Annotated in this window: 20 protein-coding genes; 6 read left to right on the plus strand and 14 right to left on the minus strand. The window is 65.9% G+C overall.

The features are described from left to right. Positions 1-21: 21 nt before the first annotated feature. Positions 22-567: a peptidylprolyl isomerase gene (locus E7V67_019855; protein ID WUR11937.1), complete on the minus strand. Its 546-nt coding sequence runs from the start codon at positions 565-567 to the stop codon at positions 22-24. A 117-nt stretch (positions 568-684) separates the two neighbouring features. Here E7V67_019855 and E7V67_019860 point away from each other — a divergent pair, with 117 nt between their 5' ends. The 3 genes from E7V67_019860 (at position 685) to E7V67_019870 (ending at position 2,928) form a co-directional block, all read left to right on the plus strand. Next, positions 685-1,815 carry a cupin domain-containing protein gene (locus E7V67_019860; GenBank protein ID WUR11938.1) on the plus strand — a complete coding sequence of 377 codons (1,131 nt, stop codon included), beginning with the start codon at positions 685-687 and terminating at the stop codon, positions 1,813-1,815. 17 nt (positions 1,816-1,832) lie between these two features. Further along, entirely contained in the window at positions 1,833-2,303 is a 471-nt protein-coding gene (locus tag E7V67_019865) for a hypothetical protein (protein WUR11939.1), read from the plus strand. A gap of 343 nt (positions 2,304-2,646) precedes the next feature. Further along, positions 2,647-2,928: a hypothetical protein gene (locus E7V67_019870; GenBank protein WUR11940.1), complete on the plus strand. Its 282-nt coding sequence runs from the start codon at positions 2,647-2,649 to the stop codon at positions 2,926-2,928. A gap of 256 nt (positions 2,929-3,184) precedes the next feature. Here E7V67_019870 and E7V67_019875 read toward each other — a convergent pair whose 3' ends face one another. Next, positions 3,185-3,823: an NAD(P)-dependent oxidoreductase gene (locus tag E7V67_019875; GenBank protein WUR11941.1), complete on the minus strand. Its 639-nt coding sequence runs from the start codon at positions 3,821-3,823 to the stop codon at positions 3,185-3,187. A gap of 108 nt (positions 3,824-3,931) precedes the next feature. Between E7V67_019875 and E7V67_019880 the strand changes: the two genes are divergently transcribed. Further along, positions 3,932-4,855, plus strand: a complete 924-nt coding sequence (locus tag E7V67_019880; protein WUR11942.1) for a LysR family transcriptional regulator — start codon at positions 3,932-3,934, stop codon at positions 4,853-4,855. A 33-nt stretch (positions 4,856-4,888) separates the two neighbouring features. Here E7V67_019880 and bamC read toward each other — a convergent pair whose 3' ends face one another. The 9 genes from bamC to E7V67_019925 all read right to left on the minus strand — a co-directional run bounded on the left by bamC (position 4,889) and on the right by E7V67_019925 (position 13,123). Continuing rightward, complete coding sequence (gene bamC, locus E7V67_019885; protein ID WUR11943.1) at positions 4,889-6,001, minus strand: outer membrane protein assembly factor BamC; 1,113 nt, start codon at positions 5,999-6,001, stop codon at positions 4,889-4,891. Between the two features lie 132 nt (positions 6,002-6,133). Continuing rightward, a complete protein-coding gene (gene dapA / locus E7V67_019890; protein WUR11944.1) occupies positions 6,134-7,012 on the minus strand; it encodes a 4-hydroxy-tetrahydrodipicolinate synthase in 879 nt (292 codons plus the stop codon). Between the two features lie 97 nt (positions 7,013-7,109). Next, on the minus strand, positions 7,110-7,688 hold the full coding sequence (locus tag E7V67_019895; protein WUR11945.1) for a methyltransferase domain-containing protein: 579 nt from the start codon (positions 7,686-7,688) through the stop codon (positions 7,110-7,112). Between the two features lie 22 nt (positions 7,689-7,710). After that, the gene (locus E7V67_019900) at positions 7,711-8,913 is read right to left on the minus strand and encodes a tryptophan--tRNA ligase (GenBank protein ID WUR11946.1); all 1,203 of its coding nucleotides are present in this window, start codon (positions 8,911-8,913) and stop codon (positions 7,711-7,713) included. Between the two features lie 30 nt (positions 8,914-8,943). Next, a complete protein-coding gene (locus E7V67_019905) occupies positions 8,944-9,615 on the minus strand; it encodes a site-2 protease family protein (GenBank protein WUR11947.1) in 672 nt (223 codons plus the stop codon). A gap of 76 nt (positions 9,616-9,691) precedes the next feature. Next, positions 9,692-10,315 carry an L-threonylcarbamoyladenylate synthase gene (locus E7V67_019910; GenBank protein WUR11948.1) on the minus strand — a complete coding sequence of 208 codons (624 nt, stop codon included), beginning with the start codon at positions 10,313-10,315 and terminating at the stop codon, positions 9,692-9,694. A gap of 12 nt (positions 10,316-10,327) precedes the next feature. Next, positions 10,328-11,203 (minus strand): protease HtpX, encoded by an 876-nt coding sequence (htpX, locus tag E7V67_019915; protein WUR11949.1) that lies wholly within the window; start codon positions 11,201-11,203, stop codon positions 10,328-10,330. A 137-nt stretch (positions 11,204-11,340) separates the two neighbouring features. After that, a complete protein-coding gene (locus E7V67_019920; protein ID WUR11950.1) occupies positions 11,341-12,171 on the minus strand; it encodes a 3',5'-nucleoside bisphosphate phosphatase in 831 nt (276 codons plus the stop codon). 76 nt (positions 12,172-12,247) lie between these two features. Beyond that, positions 12,248-13,123, minus strand: a complete 876-nt coding sequence (locus tag E7V67_019925) for an alpha/beta hydrolase (protein WUR11951.1) — start codon at positions 13,121-13,123, stop codon at positions 12,248-12,250. A gap of 155 nt (positions 13,124-13,278) precedes the next feature. Here E7V67_019925 and E7V67_019930 point away from each other — a divergent pair, with 155 nt between their 5' ends. Together E7V67_019930 and hslO are read left to right on the plus strand one after the other, a co-directional pair. Next, on the plus strand, positions 13,279-13,803 hold the full coding sequence (locus tag E7V67_019930; protein WUR11952.1) for a gamma carbonic anhydrase family protein: 525 nt from the start codon (positions 13,279-13,281) through the stop codon (positions 13,801-13,803). 3 nt (positions 13,804-13,806) lie between these two features. Beyond that, positions 13,807-14,748, plus strand: a complete 942-nt coding sequence (gene hslO / locus E7V67_019935) for an Hsp33 family molecular chaperone HslO (GenBank protein WUR11953.1) — start codon at positions 13,807-13,809, stop codon at positions 14,746-14,748. Positions 14,749-14,960: 212 nt separating this feature from the next. Here the strand turns inward: hslO and E7V67_019940 are convergent, their stop codons facing one another. The 3 genes from E7V67_019940 to E7V67_019950 are packed head-to-tail and all read right to left on the minus strand — an operon-like array spanning position 14,961 to position 18,209. After that, a complete protein-coding gene (locus tag E7V67_019940; GenBank protein WUR11954.1) occupies positions 14,961-15,866 on the minus strand; it encodes a TauD/TfdA family dioxygenase in 906 nt (301 codons plus the stop codon). Between the two features lie 40 nt (positions 15,867-15,906). Further along, on the minus strand, positions 15,907-17,454 hold the full coding sequence (locus E7V67_019945) for an AMP-binding protein (protein ID WUR11955.1): 1,548 nt from the start codon (positions 17,452-17,454) through the stop codon (positions 15,907-15,909). After that, positions 17,451-18,209, minus strand: coding sequence for a thermostable hemolysin (locus E7V67_019950; protein WUR11956.1), 759 nt, complete (start codon positions 18,207-18,209; stop codon positions 17,451-17,453). The genes E7V67_019945 and E7V67_019950 overlap by 4 nt, the downstream gene beginning before the upstream one ends. Between the last annotated feature and the right edge of the window lie 268 nt (positions 18,210-18,477).

An 18,477-nucleotide genomic window follows, 5' to 3' on the forward strand; every position in this document is an offset into this window, starting at 1 on the left:
GCGGCCCGACCGGGAAGACGCTTAGTGGATCGGCTGCGAGCGGAACTGGTCGCCCGCTTCGCCTTCGTCCTCGTCGTCGTCGTGATGGTGGTGACCGTGGGCGCCGTGCACGTGCTCGTGGGCGATTTCCTCTTCGGTTGCTTCGCGCACGTCCGTCACCTTCAGCTCGAAGCGCAGCGCCATGCCGGCCAGCGGATGGTTACCGTCCAGCACGACCTTGTCTTCGGCGATGTCGGTCACGGTGAAGATCATCGCTTCCTCGTCGCTGTCGCCGTCCGGCATGCCTTCGAACTGCATGCCCACTTCCAGCGGTTCCGGCAGGCGCGAGCGCGGCTCGACCTTGACCAGGTTCGGGTCGTAGTCGCCAAAGGCGTCCTCAGGCTCGATCTGGATCGTGTTCTCGTAGCCCACGTCCTTGCCTTCCAGCTCTTCCTCGATCTTCGGCAGCGTGTTCTCGTACCCGCCGTGCAGGTACACCATGGGCTGGCGACCGTCTTCGATCAGATTGTTCTGAGCGTCGGACAGCTTGTACTGCACGGTCACGACGGTATTCTTGGCGATCTTCATCTTTACATCCTTTCAGGTCTGGTAGCGCGCATTATAACCGCACAGGGGTGGACACTGCCGCCGCCATGGCCGCGCCGGCGCCGCTGCCGGCACGGTGGATCAACTATAATCCCGTCCATGAAAAAAGACGCTCCCCTCCGCCTCCTGGGCGACATCACGCCGGCGCAGTTCATGCGCGACTACTGGCACAAGAAACCCCTGCTGATCCGCCAGGCCATCCCCGGCTTCAAGCCGCTGCTGCCGTTCGCGCAATTGGCCGAGCTGGCGACCAAGGACTACGTCGAGTCGCGCCTGGTCACGCTGACGGACGGCCAGTGGGACATGCAGCACGGCCCATTGCAGGAATTGCCGCCGCGCACGCAGCGCGAGTGGACGATGCTGGTGCAGGGCGTCAACCTGCAGGACGACGCGGCCGACGCGCTGCTGCGCCAGTTCCGCTTCGTGCCGGACGCGCGGCTGGACGACCTGATGGTCAGCTTCGCCACCGACGGCGGCGGCGTCGGCCCGCACTTCGATTCCTATGACGTGTTCCTGCTGCAGGCGGAAGGCCAGCGGCGCTGGCGCATCGGTCCGCAGAAGGACCTGTCGCTGGTCGAAGGCCTGCCGCTGAAGATCCTAAGCAAGTTCAAGCCGACCGAGGAATTCGTGCTGGAGCCGGGCGACATGCTGTACCTGCCGCCCCACTACGCCCACGACGGCTTGGCTATCGGCGACTGCCAGACTTACTCGATCGGCTTCCGCTCCCCTTCCTACCAGGAGCTGGGCGAGGCGTTCCTGCAGTTCATGGCCGACTCGATCGACCTGCCCGGCCGCTATGCGGACCCGGACCTGGCGCCGTCCGGCAAGCCGGCCGAGATCCCGAAGCACATGCTGGGCACGATCGCGGACGAACTGAACAAGATGCAGTTCACGGAAGACGACTTCACGATCTTCCTGGGCGAATACCTGTCCGAACCGAAGCACAATGTGTTCTTTACCGGTCCTGACAAGCCACTGCCAGCCGGCCGTTTCGCGCAGACCGCCGCGAAAAAGGGTGTCACGCTGTCGCGCAAGACGCAGATGCTGTACCGTGGCAAGCACGTCTTCATCAACGGCGAGTCGTTCGCCGTCGGCCGGGCCGACAAGGCCACGCTGGAAGCGCTGGCCAACGAGCGCAAGCTGGACGGCGCGGCCGTCGCGGCGGCTTCGGAGGACGTGATGGAAGCGCTGTTCGCGTGGTACACGGACGGCTGGCTGGAACTCAACTGATGTAATCGGGAGGCGCGATGGCGCGGCAAGCATTCGATACCCGGGCCGATTTCCAGGCCCAGCTCGCAACCGTGCTCGGCCGCGCCCGCGTCTCACTGCGCATGTTCGACCCGGACTATGCCGACTGGCAGCTGGGCAGCTCCGCCAGCGACGCACTGCTGCGCGCCTTCCTGCGCGGCGGCGGCCGCCTGCAACTGGTGGCGCACGGCAATGCCCGCCTGGAGCGCGACGCGCCGCGCTTCCTGCGTTTGCTGCAGGATTACGGCCACCTGATCGAATGCCGGGTGACCAACCGCTCGCTGCGCCACCTGACGGACTCGTTCTGCGTGGCGGACGAGCGTGACATCGTACGCCGCTTCCACTGCGATTTTTTTCGCGGCGAAGCAGATTTCGATGCGCCTTCGTCAACCCAAACGAGTCTGGAGCGTTTTGAGGGTATCTGGGCTGAGACGACGGCTGGTTTGCATGCAAATGTCACTGGATTGTGAGCTGGAAATCAGTACAATCTTGCCCGTTCGACAGCGTAGTCTGCGTTCTGTTTGGTGGCGCCGGTAAAGCTGCGTAAAAGTAGTGCAGAGTTGCGTGCCTGCTATTGCCTTTGTGCAAAATAGTTATGGATTCGTCTCGTGCTGCTATTGCGACGCTACAAGAATCGCTATAATATTCGGTTAGGAAGTTTCCGTTGTCAGGGGCACCATATGGTCCGAACGACCACGAAACGCCCTAATGAGCGATAATTACCGGTAATTATTCATCGCAACACTGTAATTTTGTGAATTAATTAAGGAAAACAAATGAAAAAATCCCTGCTGATCGCCTCCCTGCTGGCTGTTGCTCTGGCTGCTTGCTCCAAGAAAGAAGAAGCTCCTGCCGCTCCAGTCGCTACCCCAGAAGCAACCGCTCCTGCTGCTGACGCTGCTGCAACCCCAGCACCTGCTGCTGACGCTGCTGCAACCCCAGCTGCTCCTGCCGCTGCTGACGCTGCTGCTTCGGCTGCTGCTGACTCCGCTGCTGCTGCTTCGCAAGCTGCTTCGGCTGCTTCGGAAGCCGCTTCGGCTGCTGCTGCCGCTGCCAAGTAATTGGCCGCCCAAGCCATCCTTTGGGATGGCTTGAAGCAATAAAAAACCGCCTTCGGGCGGTTTTTTTATGGGTCTGTCCCTGCAGGGGACTGACCCTGAAGTTTGCGTGCATCTCGTTATCGCAAGCTGCGAATGTACCTGCTGCGGGCTTGGGGACTGTCCCCATCGGGGACTGTCCCCGGCTTTTTGTCCGGGACGGATGACCACTTCTATCCGGGAAGCCGGCGCGACCGCTGCGGAAGAAAACCGGGGTCAGTCCCCTGAGGGGACAGACCCCAAGCCGTGACGCGTCAGTAGGCTACAGCAAACCGCGCCCGCCGATGCGCCGGCCGCTCCAGCTCGTCGATCATCGCCACCGCATAGTCCTCCACCGAAATCCGGCTCTCCCCTGCCGCGTCGACCAGCAACTGGTCCGTGCCCAGGCGGAACTGCCCCGTGCGCGTGCCGGGTTCAAGGTGCGCCGCCGGGCTCAGCATCGTCCAGTCCAGCTCAGGCTCCGCGCGCAGCAGGTTCAATGCCTGGCGTGCGCCTTCCGCCGTGCCCTTCCACTGCGCCGGAAACTGCGGCGTGTCGACGAGTTGCACGCCAGGTGCCACTTCCAGGCTGCCGGCCCCGCCGACGACCAGCAGGCGCGGCACGCCAGCCGCCTTGGTGGCCGCGATCACCGACGTGATACCGCGCACGTAATAGTCATACACGTCGCTCTGCGCGTGGCCGCTGAAGGCGCTGACGACAGCGTCGTGCCCGCGCAGCCGCTCCGCCAGCCCAGCCTGGTCCAGTACGTCGGCCTGCACGGCCGTCACGCCGGTGCGACCGGCCAGCTTCTCGGGCTTCGTGACGATGGCCGTGACTTGATGGCCGCGCGCCAGTGCCTCGTCCAGCAGCCTGCTGCCCACGTAGCCGGTAGCGCCGATCAATACGATGTTCATGATGTGTCCTCTCAGGTGTGGTGTTGATGAGCACCATGATGCCCTGGACCGTTGATACGATAAACGGATGAGTCCATAATTCATTCATCCGAATTTCTTAATAATCTCATGGCCCTGCCCGGACAGATCGACTTGAACGACCTGATCGTCTTCACTGCCGTCGTCGAAACGGGTGGCTTTGCGGCCGCCGCGCAGCGCCTGGGCGTGGCGCCGGCCAAGGTCAGCGTGGAGGTGGCGCGGCTGGAGAGCCAGCTGGGCGTGGCGCTGTTTGCCCGCACCACCCGCCGGGTCGTCCCCACCGAAGCGGGCCAGGCGCTGCATGCGCGCTGCGCGCCGCTGCTGGGAGAACTGCGCGGCGCCCTCGACAGCGTGCACGCGCCCAGTGCGGCGCTGACGGGCAGCCTGCGCGTAACGGCGCCCATCGACCTCAGCAGCGGCTCGGTGGCGCCAGCGCTGAGCCGCTTCGCGCAATTGCACCCCGCCCTGGCGATCGACCTGCGCAGTGCGGACAGCATTGCCGACCTCGTCGCCGAAGGCATCGACGTGGCCATCCGCATGGGCTGGCTGCGCGACTCGTCGCTGCGCGCGGTGAAACTGGGGGAATTCGAGCAGTACATCGTGGCCGCGCCCGACTACCTGCGCCGCGCCGGCGTGCCGGCGGAGCCGGAGGAACTGGCCGCGCTGGACTGGATCGCCATGACGCGCCTGCCGACGCCGCTGACGTGGCAGCTGACCGGACCCGACGGCGCCCCCCGCACGGTGCAGATGCGCGCCCGACTTAAGGCCGACTCATCCGGCGCGCTGCGGGCGCTGCTGCTGGGCGGCGCGGGGATCAGCATCGCGCACCAATACGCGGTGCAGGACGACCTGCGCACGGGGCGGCTGGTGCGGGTACTGCCGCAGTGGTCGGCGCCCCGCGGCGGCACCTGGGCCGTGCTGCCGCCGGGCCGGCACCTGGCGCGCAATGCGCAGGCTTTTATCGAGTTCTATCGGGAACATCTGCGCCAGTGGACTTCGGCGCAGCAGGCGTAAAAAAACCGGCCGAAGCCGGTTTTTTATCGAAGCTTACTTCAACTGCTCCTGCAGCAGAGAGAGGATCTTCTCGGCCGTCGGCGAAGCATCCGCCACGCCCTTGTTGTCCTGCACGGTGACCTGGCTGGTGTTGCCGTCCGCCGCCGCCTTGACGACGATGCGGTAGCGTTGTGCTTCCTTGTCCGCTTCCGACGCGCCCCAGCTGAACAGGCGCTTGAAGAAGCCCTTCTTCTCGACCTGGTCGGCAACGTAGCGCACGAAGTAGATGCCGGACACGCGGTCGCGGTCTTCCACCGTGAAGCCGGCGCGGTCCAGCGCCAGGCCCACGCGGCGCCAGGAGCGGTCGAAGCCTTCGTCCGTCTCGACGTAGCGGTTGGCGCCCTCGCCCTTCAGGAACGCGTGCAGCGGCTGCACGATGGCATTGTCGACGGCCGTCTTCGAGGCTGCCTCATCCGTGCCACCCAGCTTCGTCATCAGGCGTGCCAGGAACAGCGCTTCCAGGTTCGGATCGGACGGACGCGTGGTCCATTGCGCGATTTCCTTCTGCGGGCCCGTCAGGACTTCCTCGGCGCCGCGATGGCTGATATAGATTTCCGTCGTGCCGTCGGCGTTACGCTCGACGCGGGTGCGGAACTTGTCGCGCTCGCCGCTGGAGTAGGCCGAATCGAATACCTTGCCGATCGTGCTGCGGATGAAGTCCTGCGGGATCTTGGCACGGTTTTCGTTCCACTCGGTTTCCATCACGCCGGCCGTGGCGTTGTCGACGGCCAGGGTGAAACCGTTGTCTTCCCAGAAGGTCTTCAGCTGCGGCCACAGTGCATCGGCCGGTTGCTTGACGACCAGCCAGCGCTGGTTGCCGGCACGCACGACACGCACGGCGTCGTTGCCCGAGCTGGCCACGGCATTGCCGGCCGGAACCTGGGCCGCCGCCGCTGGCGTGCCAGGCGTACCGCCATGCTGGGCGGCATAGCCGGAAGCGGTGGCGACGCCGCTGCTGCTGTCCGGCAGGGCGTAGCGATTGTCCTTCTGCAGTTGGGTCAGGTCCGGCGGGACGTCCAGCGTGCTGGCTTTCTTGGCCGATTTGTAGTCCACCGTGCTTTTGCCGACGACCGATTCGACCATGCCGCAGCCGGTCAGGCTGAGCATGAGCGCACCGAGCACGAGCCCGCGTTGCGGGGTAAGAGAAGCTTTCTTTGTCATGTGGTAACTAAGGTAGAAGCTGTAGTCCAGCTGGAATCTTCCTGACGGCTGCAGGCCTCGCGGCCCGCCGTCCGGGCTTTACTGCAGTACGCCCGCGCCTTGCAGGGCGGCGCGCACGGATGCGTGGAATTCCTCCGCCAGCGGCACCAGCGGCAGGCGGATGCCGGCTGGCATCTTGCCCATTTCCGCCAGCGCCCACTTGACGGGCACGGGATTCGGTTCCACGAACAGCTTCTGGTGCAGCGGGAACACGCGGTTGTTGATCTCGATGGCCTTGGCGATATCGCCTTCCATCGCGGCGGCGCACATGTCGGCCATGTCGCGCGGCGCCACGTTGGCGGTGACGGAGATATTGCCCTTGCCGCCGGCCAGCATCAGTGCCATCGCGGTGGGATCGTCGCCGGAGTAGACGGCGAAGTCGCTTGGCGCCAGGCGCAGCAGGTCGATGCCGCGGCCGATATTGCCGGTCGCATCCTTGACGCCGACGATGTTGTCGATCGCGGCCAGGCGCAGGATCGTCTCGTTCGACATGTCGGCCACGGTCCGGCCCGGCACGTTGTACAGGATCACGGGCAGGTCGACGGCCTCGGCGATCGCCTTGAAGTGGCGGTACATGCCTTCCTGGGTCGGGCGGTTGTAGTAAGGCACCACTTGCAGGGTGGCATCCGCGCCCGCTTCCTTGGCGTAGCGGGTCAGGTTGATGGCCTCCGCCGTCGAGTTGCCGCCACTGCCGGCAATGACGGGGATGCGGCCGGCTACGCGGTCCACGCACGCCTTGATCAGCGCGCAGTGCTCTTCCACGCTGACGGTCGCCGACTCGCCTGTCGTGCCGACGATGACGATGCCGTTGGTGCCCTCGGCGATGTGCCAGTCGATCAGCCCGTTCAGTGCCGCGTAGTCGAGACTGCCATCCGCCTGCATCGGGGTAACGATTGCTACAATGCTGCCCTTAATCATAGGAAAACCAATTGCTAAAAGTATAGAAACGTCGATTGTAGACGATAGCCTGTGCCAATGGTGATTTTCGGGTTGGAATCAGGTCTCCAATCGCCCGTCAACCGGCCAGCAGCGCGGCCTCCCTGGGAAACTCGGCCTTGACGGCGCAGATGCGCTGGACCATGGCTTGTTTCGGCTGGTTAACGATGCCATCCTCGAAAGCGATGACACGCAGGCCATATTGTTTCGCCATCTCCAGCAGTTCACCCGCTTTCAGCAGGAAGTCGGGATTGGATGGCTTGCCGAACGCGGCATTGCCATCAGCAAACGTCTCATAGACCAGCACGCCGTTCGGCGCGAGGCTCCCCACCATGCCCGCGAACAGCGGGCGGTGCAGGTAGTTCGTCACGACGATGCCGGCAAAGCGCTGCGTCCCGAACGGCCAGGATGCGCCTTCCTCTTCCAGGTCGATCTCGCTGGTGACGATGCCGGGACCGGCGGCCGCGGCCAGCGCGGCCGCATCGCGGTCCACCGCCACCACCGCATGGCCCAGCGCCTGCAGGTGCCGTGCGTGGCGGCCGCTGCCGCAGGCCAGGTCCAGCACTTCGCCGCCCGGGATCAGGGGCGCGAAGCGTTGCACCCAGGGAGAAATCACGTCGGTGGCCATGTGGCCAGGTGTGTTTGCTGCGTCGTTCATGTTGTACTCATCTCGTTTTGCTTCAGGTATAGCTCAGGCCCATCGCCTCGCGCACGTCGCGCATCGTTTCCTGTGCCAGCTTGCGCGCCGTCTCGTTGCCGTCGGCCACGATGGCACGCAGCAGCGACGGATCGTCCAAGTAAGGCTGGGCCCGCTCGTGCATCGGCTCCTGTTCGGCCAGCACGGCATCGATGACAGGCTGCTTGCACTCCAGGCAGCCGATGCCGGCCGAACGGCAGCCCTTCTGCGCCCATTCCTGCGTGGCGGTGTCGGAGTAGACCTGGTGCAACTGCCAGACGGGGCAGCGCGTCGGTTCGCCCGGATCGGTGCGGCGCACGCGCGCCGGGTCCGTCGGCATCGTGCGGATCTTGTGCGTGACACTCTTGGCGTCCTCGCGCAGGCCGATCGCGTTGCCGTAGCTCTTGCTCATCTTGCGCCCGTCCAGGCCGGGCAGGCGCGACGCCTCGGTCAGCCGCACCTGCGGCTCCACCAGGATCAGCTTGCGGCTGCCCTCCAGGTAGCCGAACAGGCGTTCGCGGTCGATCATCGACAGGCTGCCGGCCTCGTCCAGCATGGCCTTGGCCTGCTCCAGCGCGTCGTCGTCGCCGTTCTGCTGGTACAGGGTGCGCAGCTCCGCATACAGCCTGGCACGCTTGCTGCCCAGCTTCCTGACCGCATCCTGCGCCTTCTGCTCGAAGCCCGGTTCCTTGCCGTACAAGTGATTGAAGCGGCGCGCGATCTCGCGCATCATTTCCACGTGCGGCACCTGGTCCTCGCCCACCGGCACTTCGCTGGCGCGATAGATCAGCACATCCGCCGCCTGCAGCAGCGGATAGCCGAGGAAACCGTAGGTCGCCAGGTCGCGATTGGCCAGGTTGTCGATCTGGTCCTTGTAGGTGGGCACCCGCTCCAGCCAGCCCAGCGGCGTGGCCATCGACAGCAGCAGGTGCAGTTCCGCATGCTCCGGCACGCGCGACTGGATGAACAGCGTGGCCTGGGTGGGATCGATGCCGGCGGCCAGCCAGTCCACCAGCATGTCCCAGGTGGCCTTCTCGATGATGGCCGGGTCGTCGTAATGCGTGGTCAGCGCGTGCCAGTCGGCGACAAAAAACAGGCAGGGCTGCTCGGCCTGCAGCCTGATCCAGTTTTTCAGAGCACCGTGGTAGTGCCCCAGGTGCATGCTCCCCGTGGGACGCATGCCGGAAACGACGCGGTCGGGATACATGGTTCGGTTCAGTGGTCAAGCATGGCGGTGTCAGGTCAACAACATGGCCAGTGGCGTCACCAGCGTCATGATCAGCTCGATCATCGCCGCCACCAGTGTGGTCAGCACGGGACTGAGGGCGCCCAGGTACATCAGCACGATCAGGCCGAGGAAGATGTACGGGGTGTACAGCTCCAGCCGCGCGTAGCTGCGCGCCAGGTCCAGCGGCAACATCGCCGTGACGATGCGGCCGCCGTCCAGCGGCGGTACCGGAATCAGGTTGAATACGCACATGACGGCGTTGACGATGACCCCGCCCTGCGCCATGCCGACCAGGAACGGTTCGGTCACGTGCATGCCGGCCAGCAGGATGCCCCAGATCGCCCAGCCCAGCGCCATCAGGAAGTTGGCGCCGGGCCCGGCGGCGGCCACGAAGCCCATCTGCTTCTTCGGGTTGCGCAGGCGGCTGTAGTCCACCGGCACCGGCTTGGCATAGCCGAACGGCATTTTCAGGAAGTAGTACGTCAGCAGCGGCAGCACGATCGTCCCGAACGGGTCGATGTGCCGCATCGGGTTGGCGGTCAGCCGGCCCTGCTCGCTGGCGGTGTGGTCGCCGAAGTAGCGCGCCACGTAGCCATGCGCCGCCTCGTGCAGGGAGATCGCGAACAGCACGGGAATCGCATACAGCGCGACGTTGCGGATGACCAGGTCAAGTTCATTCATGGGGAAAATTTTACCAGACCGTCAACAATTCGCTGCCGCCGGCCGGTTTCAAGGTGGGTAAAGTCAGGAAAAGAGCTTACAGGCCCAGGGTGGCGGGATCGCCCCGGCCAACGCGCACCAGCTCGGGCTCGTCGCCGGTCAGGTCGACCACGGTCGTCATCTCCATGCTGCAGGCGCCGCCGTCGATGACGAGGTCCAGCTGCTTGCCGATGCGCTCGTTGATCAGCTCAGGGTCGTTCAGCGGCTCGTCCTCGCCCGGCAGGATCAAGGTCGAGGACAGCAGCGGCTGCTCCAGCTCGCGCATGAGCGCCTCCACGATGGGCGTCTCCGGCACGCGCAGGCCGATCGTCTTGCGCGACGGGTGCGACAGCCGGCGCGGCACCACGCGGGTCGCTTCCAGGATGAAGGTGAACGGTCCCGGCGTACCCAGCTTGAGCAGGCGGAACTGGCGGTTGTCGACGCGGGCGTACACGCCGATCTCGGACAGGTCGCGGCACAGCAGCGCCAGGTGATGCTTCTCGTCGATGCCGCGGATGCGGCGCAGCCGCTCGACGGCGCCCTTGTCGTCCAGGTGGCAGACCAGCGCGTAGCAGGAGTCGGTGGGTACGGCGACGACGCCGCCGCCGTGAATGATCTGGGCCGCCTGCTTGATCAGGCGGCCTTGGGGATTCTGGGGATGGACCTGGAAATATTGACTCATGGGTTGGCGGGTTCAGCGCAGCGCCTGCAGCGCCGCGATCCGTTGTTCGAATGGAGGATGGGTGGAAAACAGCGCGGACCAGCCGGCGCCGTTCGAAATGCCGGAAGCGGCAATGTTCTGCGGCAGCGCGCCCGGCTCCATGCCGCCCAGGCGCGCCAACGCGCGCTGCATCGGTGCCGTGCTGCCCAGCAGGCGGGCCGAGCCGGCGTCGGCGCGGAACTCGCGCTGGCGCGAGAACCAGGCCACGATGATCGAGGCCAGCAGGCCGAACACGATCTCGCAGACGAACACGGTGACCATGTAGCCGATGCCAGGGCCGCGGTCTTCATTACCGCGCAGCAGCACCTTGTCGACAAAAAAGCCGACCACGCGCGCCAGGAACACGACAAAGGTGTTGACGACGCCCTGGATCAGGGTCAGCGTGACCATGTCGCCGTTGGCGATGTGCGCCACTTCGTGCCCCAGCACGGCCTCGACTTCCTCACGGTTCATCGATTGCAGCAAACCGGTCGACACGGCTACCAGCGCCGAGTTCTTGAAGGCGCCGGTGGCAAACGCGTTCGGCTCGCCGTCATACACGGCCACTTCCGGCATGCCAATGCCGGCACGCTGGGCCAGGCCCTGCACGGTGGACAGCAACCACTGCTCGGTGGAGTTCTGTGGCGCATCGATGACGCGCGCGCCGGTCGACCATTTGGCCATCGGCTTGGACATCAAGAGCGAGATGATGGACCCGGTAAAACCCACCACCAGGGAAAACGCCAGCAGGCTGCCCAGCTGCAGCTGGCCGCCGGCGCCAGGCCGGCCGATGCCGAGCAAGGACAGCACGATGGACAGCACCAGCATTACGGCGAGGTTGGTGGCGATAAACAGGATGATGCGTTTCATTTTGCAGCTCCGGCAGTACGAACAGTAACTATATGACAAGAATGTGATGGGCCGATGACGCCAGGGCATGCGCTACCCCGCGCCCGAGCGCCAAGGTTGTGGTGACCGGACCGGATTACAAGAGCCGGTCGCCGGCGTCAGAACCAGTCGTGCCAGACCGGCGTCACATTGCCCGGCAGCGGCGGCAGCGCCGCGAAGTCCACCCGCGCCTCGCCCGGCGCATGGAAATCGGTGCCGCGCGAGGCCAGGAAACCGTAGGCGTTGGCCAGCTGCGCATAGACCGGGTATTGGTCCGGCGTGTGGCTGCCCGTGACCACCTCGATGGCGGCCCCGCCCAGTTGCTTGAACTCGTCGAACAGCACGCCCTGCTGCAGCTGCGTGAAACGGTAGCGGCCCGGATGGGCGATGACGGCGATGCCGCCGGCGCCACGGATCCAGCCGACGGCGTCCTGCAGGCTGGCCCAGCGGTGCGGCACATAGCCGGGCTTGCCTTCTGACAGATATTTGCGGAACACCTCGGCCACGTTGGCGCAATAGCCTTCCTGCACCAGGTAGCGGGCGAAGTGGGTGCGCGACATCAGCGCTGGATTGTCGACGTAGCTCATGGCGCCCTCGTAGGCCCCGGGGATGCCGGCCTTTTCCAGCTGTACGCCGATCTCGCGGCCACGCGCGTCGCGGCCCGAGCGGGTGGCGGCCAGGCCCTGCACCAGGGCGGGATCGTTCTCGTCGATCTGCAGGCCCACGATGTGCACCGTCTCGCCGCCCCAGGTGATGGAAATCTCGACGCCGGCGACGAAGCGCATGCCCTGCTCGCGCGCGGCGGCGCGGGCGGCGGCCGTGCCGCCCACCTCGTCGTGGTCCGTCAGCGCCCACACGTCGACACCGCCCTGGCGCGCGTGCGCGGCGACCAGCGCGGGCGGCAGGACGCCGTCGGAAACGTTGGAATGGCAGTGCAGGTCTACTTTCATCGGAACTCTATTGGCACGAACGCAAGATTGGCAACGGGGTTCCATTGTACGCTGCCTGCCGCCGGCGCGTCGGCGGCTAGGCCAGGAAGTCCTCGATCATTTCCGCCAGCAGCGCCGGCTGGTCGTGGTGCAGCATGTGGCCGGCGTCCGGCATCAGCTTCGGCGTGACGTTGGCGATGTGGGCGATGCGGCGGTCCACCTCGCGCCGGCCCTCGTCAGGGCCGCCCATCCACAGCCACATATTGGTGTGTTCGGCTTCCACCCAGAGCACCGGTGCCGTGATCTGGCGCCAGCAGGCCAGGATGTCCTCGACATGGTACGGCAGCGGGCTGCCCTGCTTGTGCACCGGGTCGCCCAGGATTTCCCACTCGCCCGCCGCGTTCGGCGCCGACCAGTGCTGCGCCAGGAAGGCCGCCCGTTCGTCGGTCAGCCGCGGATTGGTCTTCTGCAGCCGCGCCGCCACGGCCCGCACGTCCGGATAGGCCCGCATCGTGGGCGGTTCCAGCAGTTCATCCAGCCATTTCGCGTACTTGCGCGGCGCGTCTTCCGGCACCGAGGCCTTCAGGCCGAAACCCTCCAGGTTGATCAGGCGGCGGATGCGCTCCGGGCGCACGCCGGCATAGATGCCGACGATGTTGCCGCCCATGCTGTGCCCCAGCAGGTTGACGGCGCCCTCGGGCTGGTAGTGGCGCAGGATGGCATCGAGGTCGCCCAGGTAGTCGGGGAACCAGTAGGTGTCGGTGCCGGGCCGCTCGGACAGGCCGAAGCCGCGCCAGTCCGGCGCGATCACGTGCCAGTCGCCGCGCAGGTGGTCGACGACGAACTGGAACGATGCGCCCACGTCCATCCAGCCATGCAGCATGAAGATCTTCGGGGCGCCCTCGCGGCCCCAGTGGCGCACGTGGGTGCGCAGGCCGCGCACGGTCAGGAATTCGGAGCGGGATGGTGTCATGGCATGTCTTGAAAAAGCGCCAGGCAGCGCAATATGCGCCGCTTGGCTGAACAAAACAGCATATTAGCACGACCGTTCTAAATTCGTACGCCAGCCAGCATGCCCGTTCGAGGGCGTAAAATACGGGCACTATTTCCCGCCAAACAAGGACAGCCATGGCCATCTACCAGCTGGGCGAGCACGTGCCCGAGATCGACGACTCCGCGTTCGTGGCCGACAGCGCCACCCTGATCGGCAAGGTGACGTTGCAGCCGGACAGCTCGGTATGGTACGGCGCCACGATCCGGGGCGACAACGAACGGATCACGATCGGGGCCGGCAGCAACGTCCAGGAAGGCACCGTCATGCACACCGATATCGGCTACCCGCTCGACATCGGCGCCAACGTGACGATCGGCCACCAGGCCATGCTGCACGGCTGCACGGTGGGCGACGGCTCGCTGATCGGCATCCAGGCCGTGATCCTGAACGGCGCGAAGATCGGCCGCGGTTGCCTGGTGGGCGCGGGTGCCCTCGTCACGGAGGGGAAAGAATTCCCGGACAATATGCTGATCATCGGTTCGCCCGCGAAAGCCGTGCGCGAACTGTCGGCCGAGGATGTGGCGCGGCTGCAAGGCAGCGCCGACAGCTATGTGCAACGGGCACGGCTGTTCAAGACACAACTTAAAAAGATTGGATAAAGCATGACCCAGGATACGCTGCAAAAATTTATTTTCGACAACGCCGCCGTACGTGGCGAGCTGGTCGACATTTCCGCCACCTGGCGCGAAATCCAGGCCCGCCACACGTACCCCGTTGCCGTCAAGCGGCTGCTGGGGCAGATGGTGTCCGCCGCCGCCCTGCTGTCGGCCAACCTGAAGTTCAACGGCTCCATCATCATGCAGATCCATGGCGACGGTCCCGTGCGCCTGCTGGTCGTCGAGTGCGACTCGCAGCTGCGCATGCGCGCCACCGCCAAGCTGAACGAGGACGCGACGATTCCGGACCAGGCCAATGTCATCGACCTGTTGAACCAGCACGGCAAGGGCCGCTTCATCATCACGCTGGACCCGGCCGAGAAAGTGCCGGGCCAGCAGCCCTACCAGGGCATCGTGCCGCTGGACGGCGAGGACGTGGCCACCGTCATCGAACACTACATGCTGCGCTCCGAGCAGCTGGACACGAAGCTGTGGCTGGCGGCGGACGACGACACGGCACGCGGCCTCTTGCTGCAGAAGCTGCCGCTGCATGGCGGCAAGGCCGAAACCAATCCCGTCACGCAGGAAGAAGCGCTGGAAACGTGGAACCGTGCCAGCATGCTCGGTGCCACCTTGAAGGAAGAGGAAATGCTGACCACGACGATCGACGTGCTGCTGCAGCGCCTGTTCTGGGAAGAGACGATCCGCGTGTTCGACCCGCTGCACCCGTCGTTCCACTGCACCTGCAACCGCGAGAAGGTCGGCAACATGCTGAAGATGCTGGGCCGCGAGGAAGTCGAGGAAGCGCTGGCCGAACAGGGCAAGCTGGGCATCAACTGCGACTTCTGCGGCAAGCATTACGACTACGACGCCGTCGACTGCGCCCAGCTGTTCGCCAGCGACGCCCCGGCCGAGGCCCTGATCCACGCGACCGAGGCGAAGCACTGACACGTAAGTGCCTCGAGCGCGCCGCGCATCGCAAATCAAAACCCACGGCAAAGAGCCGGGGTCAGACCCGGCGGGTCTGACCCCAGTCCTTGGTCCCAGGTTCAGCGCAGGCCGGTGGCACGCCTGCCGATAAGTCTTCCTTTGGCGGCGTCGGGCTCGAAGCCCCGCTCTAAGTCAGAGTTTTCTCAAAACCCGGGTCTGTCCCGGGTTTTTTATGTGTAGCTCAGCGCGTTGTAGATCGTCCGGCGCGTGTCCTCGATGCGGCGCCGGCCGTGCATGACGCGGGCGTTGTCGATCACGACGATGTCGTTGTCGTGCCAGCCCACATCGACCGTGTGGCGCCGGCAGACGTCGTCCAGCGCGGCACGCATCGCTTCCGGCAGCGGCGTGCCGTCGGCGAACGTGATGCGCGGACGCTCGTAGTTGAACGACGGCCCGAAGATGCTGTTGGCGAAGGCCGGCAGGCCCGGGCTGAACGGCGAACGGTGCAGGATAGCCGGGGTGCGGAAGCTGTAGGTCACCGAATCGTCCCCGTTCAACTCGATCTGCGTGTTGACGTTGCCGTTGACGAGGGCCAGCAGGCGCTCGAAGCAGGTGCGCGTGTCGCTCGCGTCCGCGCCGGCATCGGCCGTGTGGCGCACATAGTTCTTCCACAGTTCCGCGCCGACGCTGCGGGTATAGACGATGTCCTGCGCCAGCAGCGCCGCGCGCATCTGCGGCGCCAGGTCGCGGTACACGGCGGCGCCGTCGCACACGGTGGTCTGCGACCCCACCTTTGGTGCCTGGGTGCAGAAGAACCAGCACAGGTCGGGCCAGAACGGGCTGTTGCCGTTCTCGCAGTGCAGGCCGATCGCGTCGCTGCCCGCGTCGACCTTCTGCGCCAGCACCTTGCCTTCCTTGTCGTGGAACTGGCGCGCCGGGTCCAGGCTGATGCGACTGCTGTGGGCCCGCACCAGGTCCGAGAAGCCCTGCACGTCGCAGGCAAAGCCGCGCAGTACGATATAGCCGTGGCGCCCCAGCCACTCGGCCAGTTGCGCCTTGCCGATCGAGGCCAGCGTGTCGCCGGTTTCGCCTTGTACTACCAGACCCGCCTGGCGGGTATGCGCTGCAGTTTTCAATTCGTTCTCCAATTCGATAGATGTTGATGAGACGTGGTCTTCAAGCGGCCCGGGCGCGTACGTAGCGTTCCACTTCCGGCCGGCGTGGCCGGCCCGTGACGGTGAACAGGCTGGCGCGCAGCGCCGGCGCGTCCGCTTCGAAGACGAAATCGCTGGCCCGTTCGACGCCGGACAGCCAGCGTTCGCCGTGCCGTTCCAGCGCGCCGCGCAGCACGCCGTGGTCGACGCCGGGCGCCGTCAGCACGAACGCCGACAGCGTCTCCTGCCCTTCGCCCAGCAGCACGATGTCCGCCACGCCCGGCACGCTGCGATAGGACGCCTCGGCCGGTTCCGGCGACACGTTGCGGCCGTGCGCCGTGATGATCAGGTTCTTCTTGCGGCCGATGATCGTGATGTAGCCGTCGGCGTCGATCGCGGCCAGGTCGCCGGTCCACAGCCAGCCGTCGGCATCGGTATGGCAGGCGCTGGGATCGCTGCCGCTGTAGCCGGCGAACAGCGACGCGCTGCGCACGCCCAGCTCGCCGTCCGGCCCCAGCTTGCAGGCCACGTGGGCCAGCGGCTTGCCGACGGTGCCGATGCGATTGGCGGCGCGGGTGTTCCACGACACCACCGAGCTGTTCTCGCTCAGGCCATACCCCTGCAGCACGACGATACCGCGCCGCGCCAGCCGTTCGATCGTGGCGGCGGCCACCGGTGCGCCACCGGCGGCGATCAGCGGTGCCGTCGCGCGACCGAACAGCGCCTCGCACAACGCCTCGGTGTCCAGCGCCGGCAGGCCATCGGCCGCATTGGCCAGCGCCTCCACCAGCGACGGCGGCAAGGTCACCGCGGTGGGCTGGGCACGCCGCAGCAGCGCCAGCTTGTCCGCCGCCACCGCGCCCGGATCGCCCAACGGTTTCTCGCCGGTAGGCGGCAGCACCACGGTGCCGCCGGCCATGAACGGCATGTACAGCGCCGTCACCTGCTCGATCAGGAGGCTGAACGGCACCAGGTTCAGGTAGCGCGCATAGTCCGCCACCGTGGCGTGCTGCCACAGCGATGCCAGCAGCGCATCGAGCCCATGGGCGCGGATCCGCACGCCCTTCGGCGCGCTGGTGGTGCCGGAGGTGTGGATCACCTTGCAGACACGGTCTTGCGGCCCGGGTGCCGCGCTGGCGGCCGCGTCGCCCGCGGCCAGAGCGCCGATGGACAAGCACGGCATGTCCTGGAACGCCTGCGGTGCGGCCGCACGCCATTGTTCGAAGCGGCGTTGGCCTTCGTCGTCGGTCAGCACCGCGCTGCACGCGGACAGCAGGTGGGCGGCCTGCTCGGCGCTGAACGCCAGCGGCACCGGCACCTCGACAAAGCCGCCCGCCAGCAGGGCCAGGTCGGCCTCGATCCACGCGACCGAGTTGGCCGCCACCAGCCCGACCGTGGCACCTGGCGCACAACGCTGCGTCAGTGCCGCCGCGAGTGCATCGCAGGCGCGTTCCAGCATGCCGTAGCTGACGACCCGCTCCGATGCCACGCCACCGGCCAGCTGGACGATCGCCGTGGCCCCGGCGTGCTCGCGCATCGTGGCGCGGATGGTGTCGATGAAGCGCGTCATGCCGCGACCTCCTCGATCTGCTCGAACGCGGGTGCTTCATCGGCCAGCAGGTGCTGGTTGTAGCGGCAGCTGACGGTGTCGAAGAACTCGCCCAGCGCGTCGACACGGATCACGCCCGTCATCGGCCGGGTGTCGTAATAGGTGCCCCAGTGCACGCCCGGCACTGCCGGCAGGCGCGCCGGATCGGCCGCCGCGATCGGATGGAACGACAGCTTCATCGTCTCGAAGCTGCGCTGCAGCTTGGTGGTGACGGTGCACAGCACGGCGCGCAGGCCCAGGTACCAGCAGATCAGCGGCAACGCGCGCATCAGCTCCGTGCCGATGGTGGGTTCGAGCGTGGCCAGCGCCGTCACCTCGGCGACGTCGCGGCGCGCCACCTCGCGCTGGAACACGCCGGCCAGTGCGCGTTCCAGCGGCTGGTCCAGGTAGTGTTCGGAGAACAGCGGCGCGCGGCCGCCGAAGGACAGGCCGGCACACGCGATGGGCGCACCGGTGGCCAGGTCGACGCAGACGATGAAGCGGTGCGGACGCGGCGCGATCGTCGCGCCATAGGCGCGCCGGTAGACGGTGCGCGCCAGCTCGACGGCGGCGGCGTAGAGCGGGTCGGCCGGGCCGACCGGTTTGAAGACCAGGGAGCGGTTGCCGAGTTCGAGCTGGAAGGAAAGGCCGCCGGCCGTGGCCGGGCGTTGCGATGCGGTGGCGCAATGAAGCGTGCGTACGTTGTCGTGCTTGTCATGTACTGCTGGTGTATTCATGTCGTTCCCTGGTTTCGGTTGATACTGGAAAGAGGTGGACGAATACGCCTTCGTCCTGGCCTGGTTGTCGTGCAAAGCACAACCAACGACGTGCATGGTATAGATCGATTGTTGGCCAAACTGAGGGGATTTTTCGAAGATTTGTAGCGCTTCGTACCGCATCGGTGACGATATTTCCGGCAACTGCGCCGCTTGCCAGATATCATTTCGTCATCATGCCGTCATATCGGCCCGCTACCCTGCGCGTTTTTACCTTGCATGGACTGAG

Origin of the sequence: [Empedobacter] haloabium, from assembly GCA_008011715.2 — a bacterium.
In the GTDB taxonomy this organism is placed as follows: Bacteria; Pseudomonadota; Gammaproteobacteria; order Burkholderiales; family Burkholderiaceae_D; genus Rugamonas; species Rugamonas haloabia.

Coding starts and splice junctions, on each gene's coding strand:
- E7V67_019855 (WUR11937.1), bottom strand. CDS start 567: ATGAAGATCGCCAAGAATACCGTCGTGACCGTGCAGTACAAGCTGTCC.
- E7V67_019860 (WUR11938.1), top strand. CDS start 685: ATGAAAAAAGACGCTCCCCTCCGCCTCCTGGGCGACATCACGCCGGCG.
- E7V67_019865 (WUR11939.1), top strand. CDS start 1,833: ATGGCGCGGCAAGCATTCGATACCCGGGCCGATTTCCAGGCCCAGCTC.
- E7V67_019875 (WUR11941.1), bottom strand. CDS start 3,823: ATGAACATCGTATTGATCGGCGCTACCGGCTACGTGGGCAGCAGGCTG.
- E7V67_019880 (WUR11942.1), top strand. CDS start 3,932: ATGGCCCTGCCCGGACAGATCGACTTGAACGACCTGATCGTCTTCACT.
- bamC (WUR11943.1), bottom strand. CDS start 6,001: ATGCTCAGCCTGACCGGCTGCGGCATGGTCGAATCGGTCGTCGGCAAA.
- dapA (WUR11944.1), bottom strand. CDS start 7,012: ATGATTAAGGGCAGCATTGTAGCAATCGTTACCCCGATGCAGGCGGAT.
- E7V67_019895 (WUR11945.1), bottom strand. CDS start 7,688: ATGAACGACGCAGCAAACACACCTGGCCACATGGCCACCGACGTGATT.
- E7V67_019900 (WUR11946.1), bottom strand. CDS start 8,913: ATGTATCCCGACCGCGTCGTTTCCGGCATGCGTCCCACGGGGAGCATG.
- E7V67_019905 (WUR11947.1), bottom strand. CDS start 9,615: ATGAATGAACTTGACCTGGTCATCCGCAACGTCGCGCTGTATGCGATT.
- E7V67_019910 (WUR11948.1), bottom strand. CDS start 10,315: ATGAGTCAATATTTCCAGGTCCATCCCCAGAATCCCCAAGGCCGCCTG.
- htpX (WUR11949.1), bottom strand. CDS start 11,203: ATGAAACGCATCATCCTGTTTATCGCCACCAACCTCGCCGTAATGCTG.
- E7V67_019920 (WUR11950.1), bottom strand. CDS start 12,171: ATGAAAGTAGACCTGCACTGCCATTCCAACGTTTCCGACGGCGTCCTG.
- E7V67_019925 (WUR11951.1), bottom strand. CDS start 13,123: ATGACACCATCCCGCTCCGAATTCCTGACCGTGCGCGGCCTGCGCACC.
- E7V67_019930 (WUR11952.1), top strand. CDS start 13,279: ATGGCCATCTACCAGCTGGGCGAGCACGTGCCCGAGATCGACGACTCC.
- hslO (WUR11953.1), top strand. CDS start 13,807: ATGACCCAGGATACGCTGCAAAAATTTATTTTCGACAACGCCGCCGTA.
- E7V67_019945 (WUR11955.1), bottom strand. CDS start 17,454: ATGACGCGCTTCATCGACACCATCCGCGCCACGATGCGCGAGCACGCC.
- E7V67_019950 (WUR11956.1), bottom strand. CDS start 18,209: ATGAATACACCAGCAGTACATGACAAGCACGACAACGTACGCACGCTT.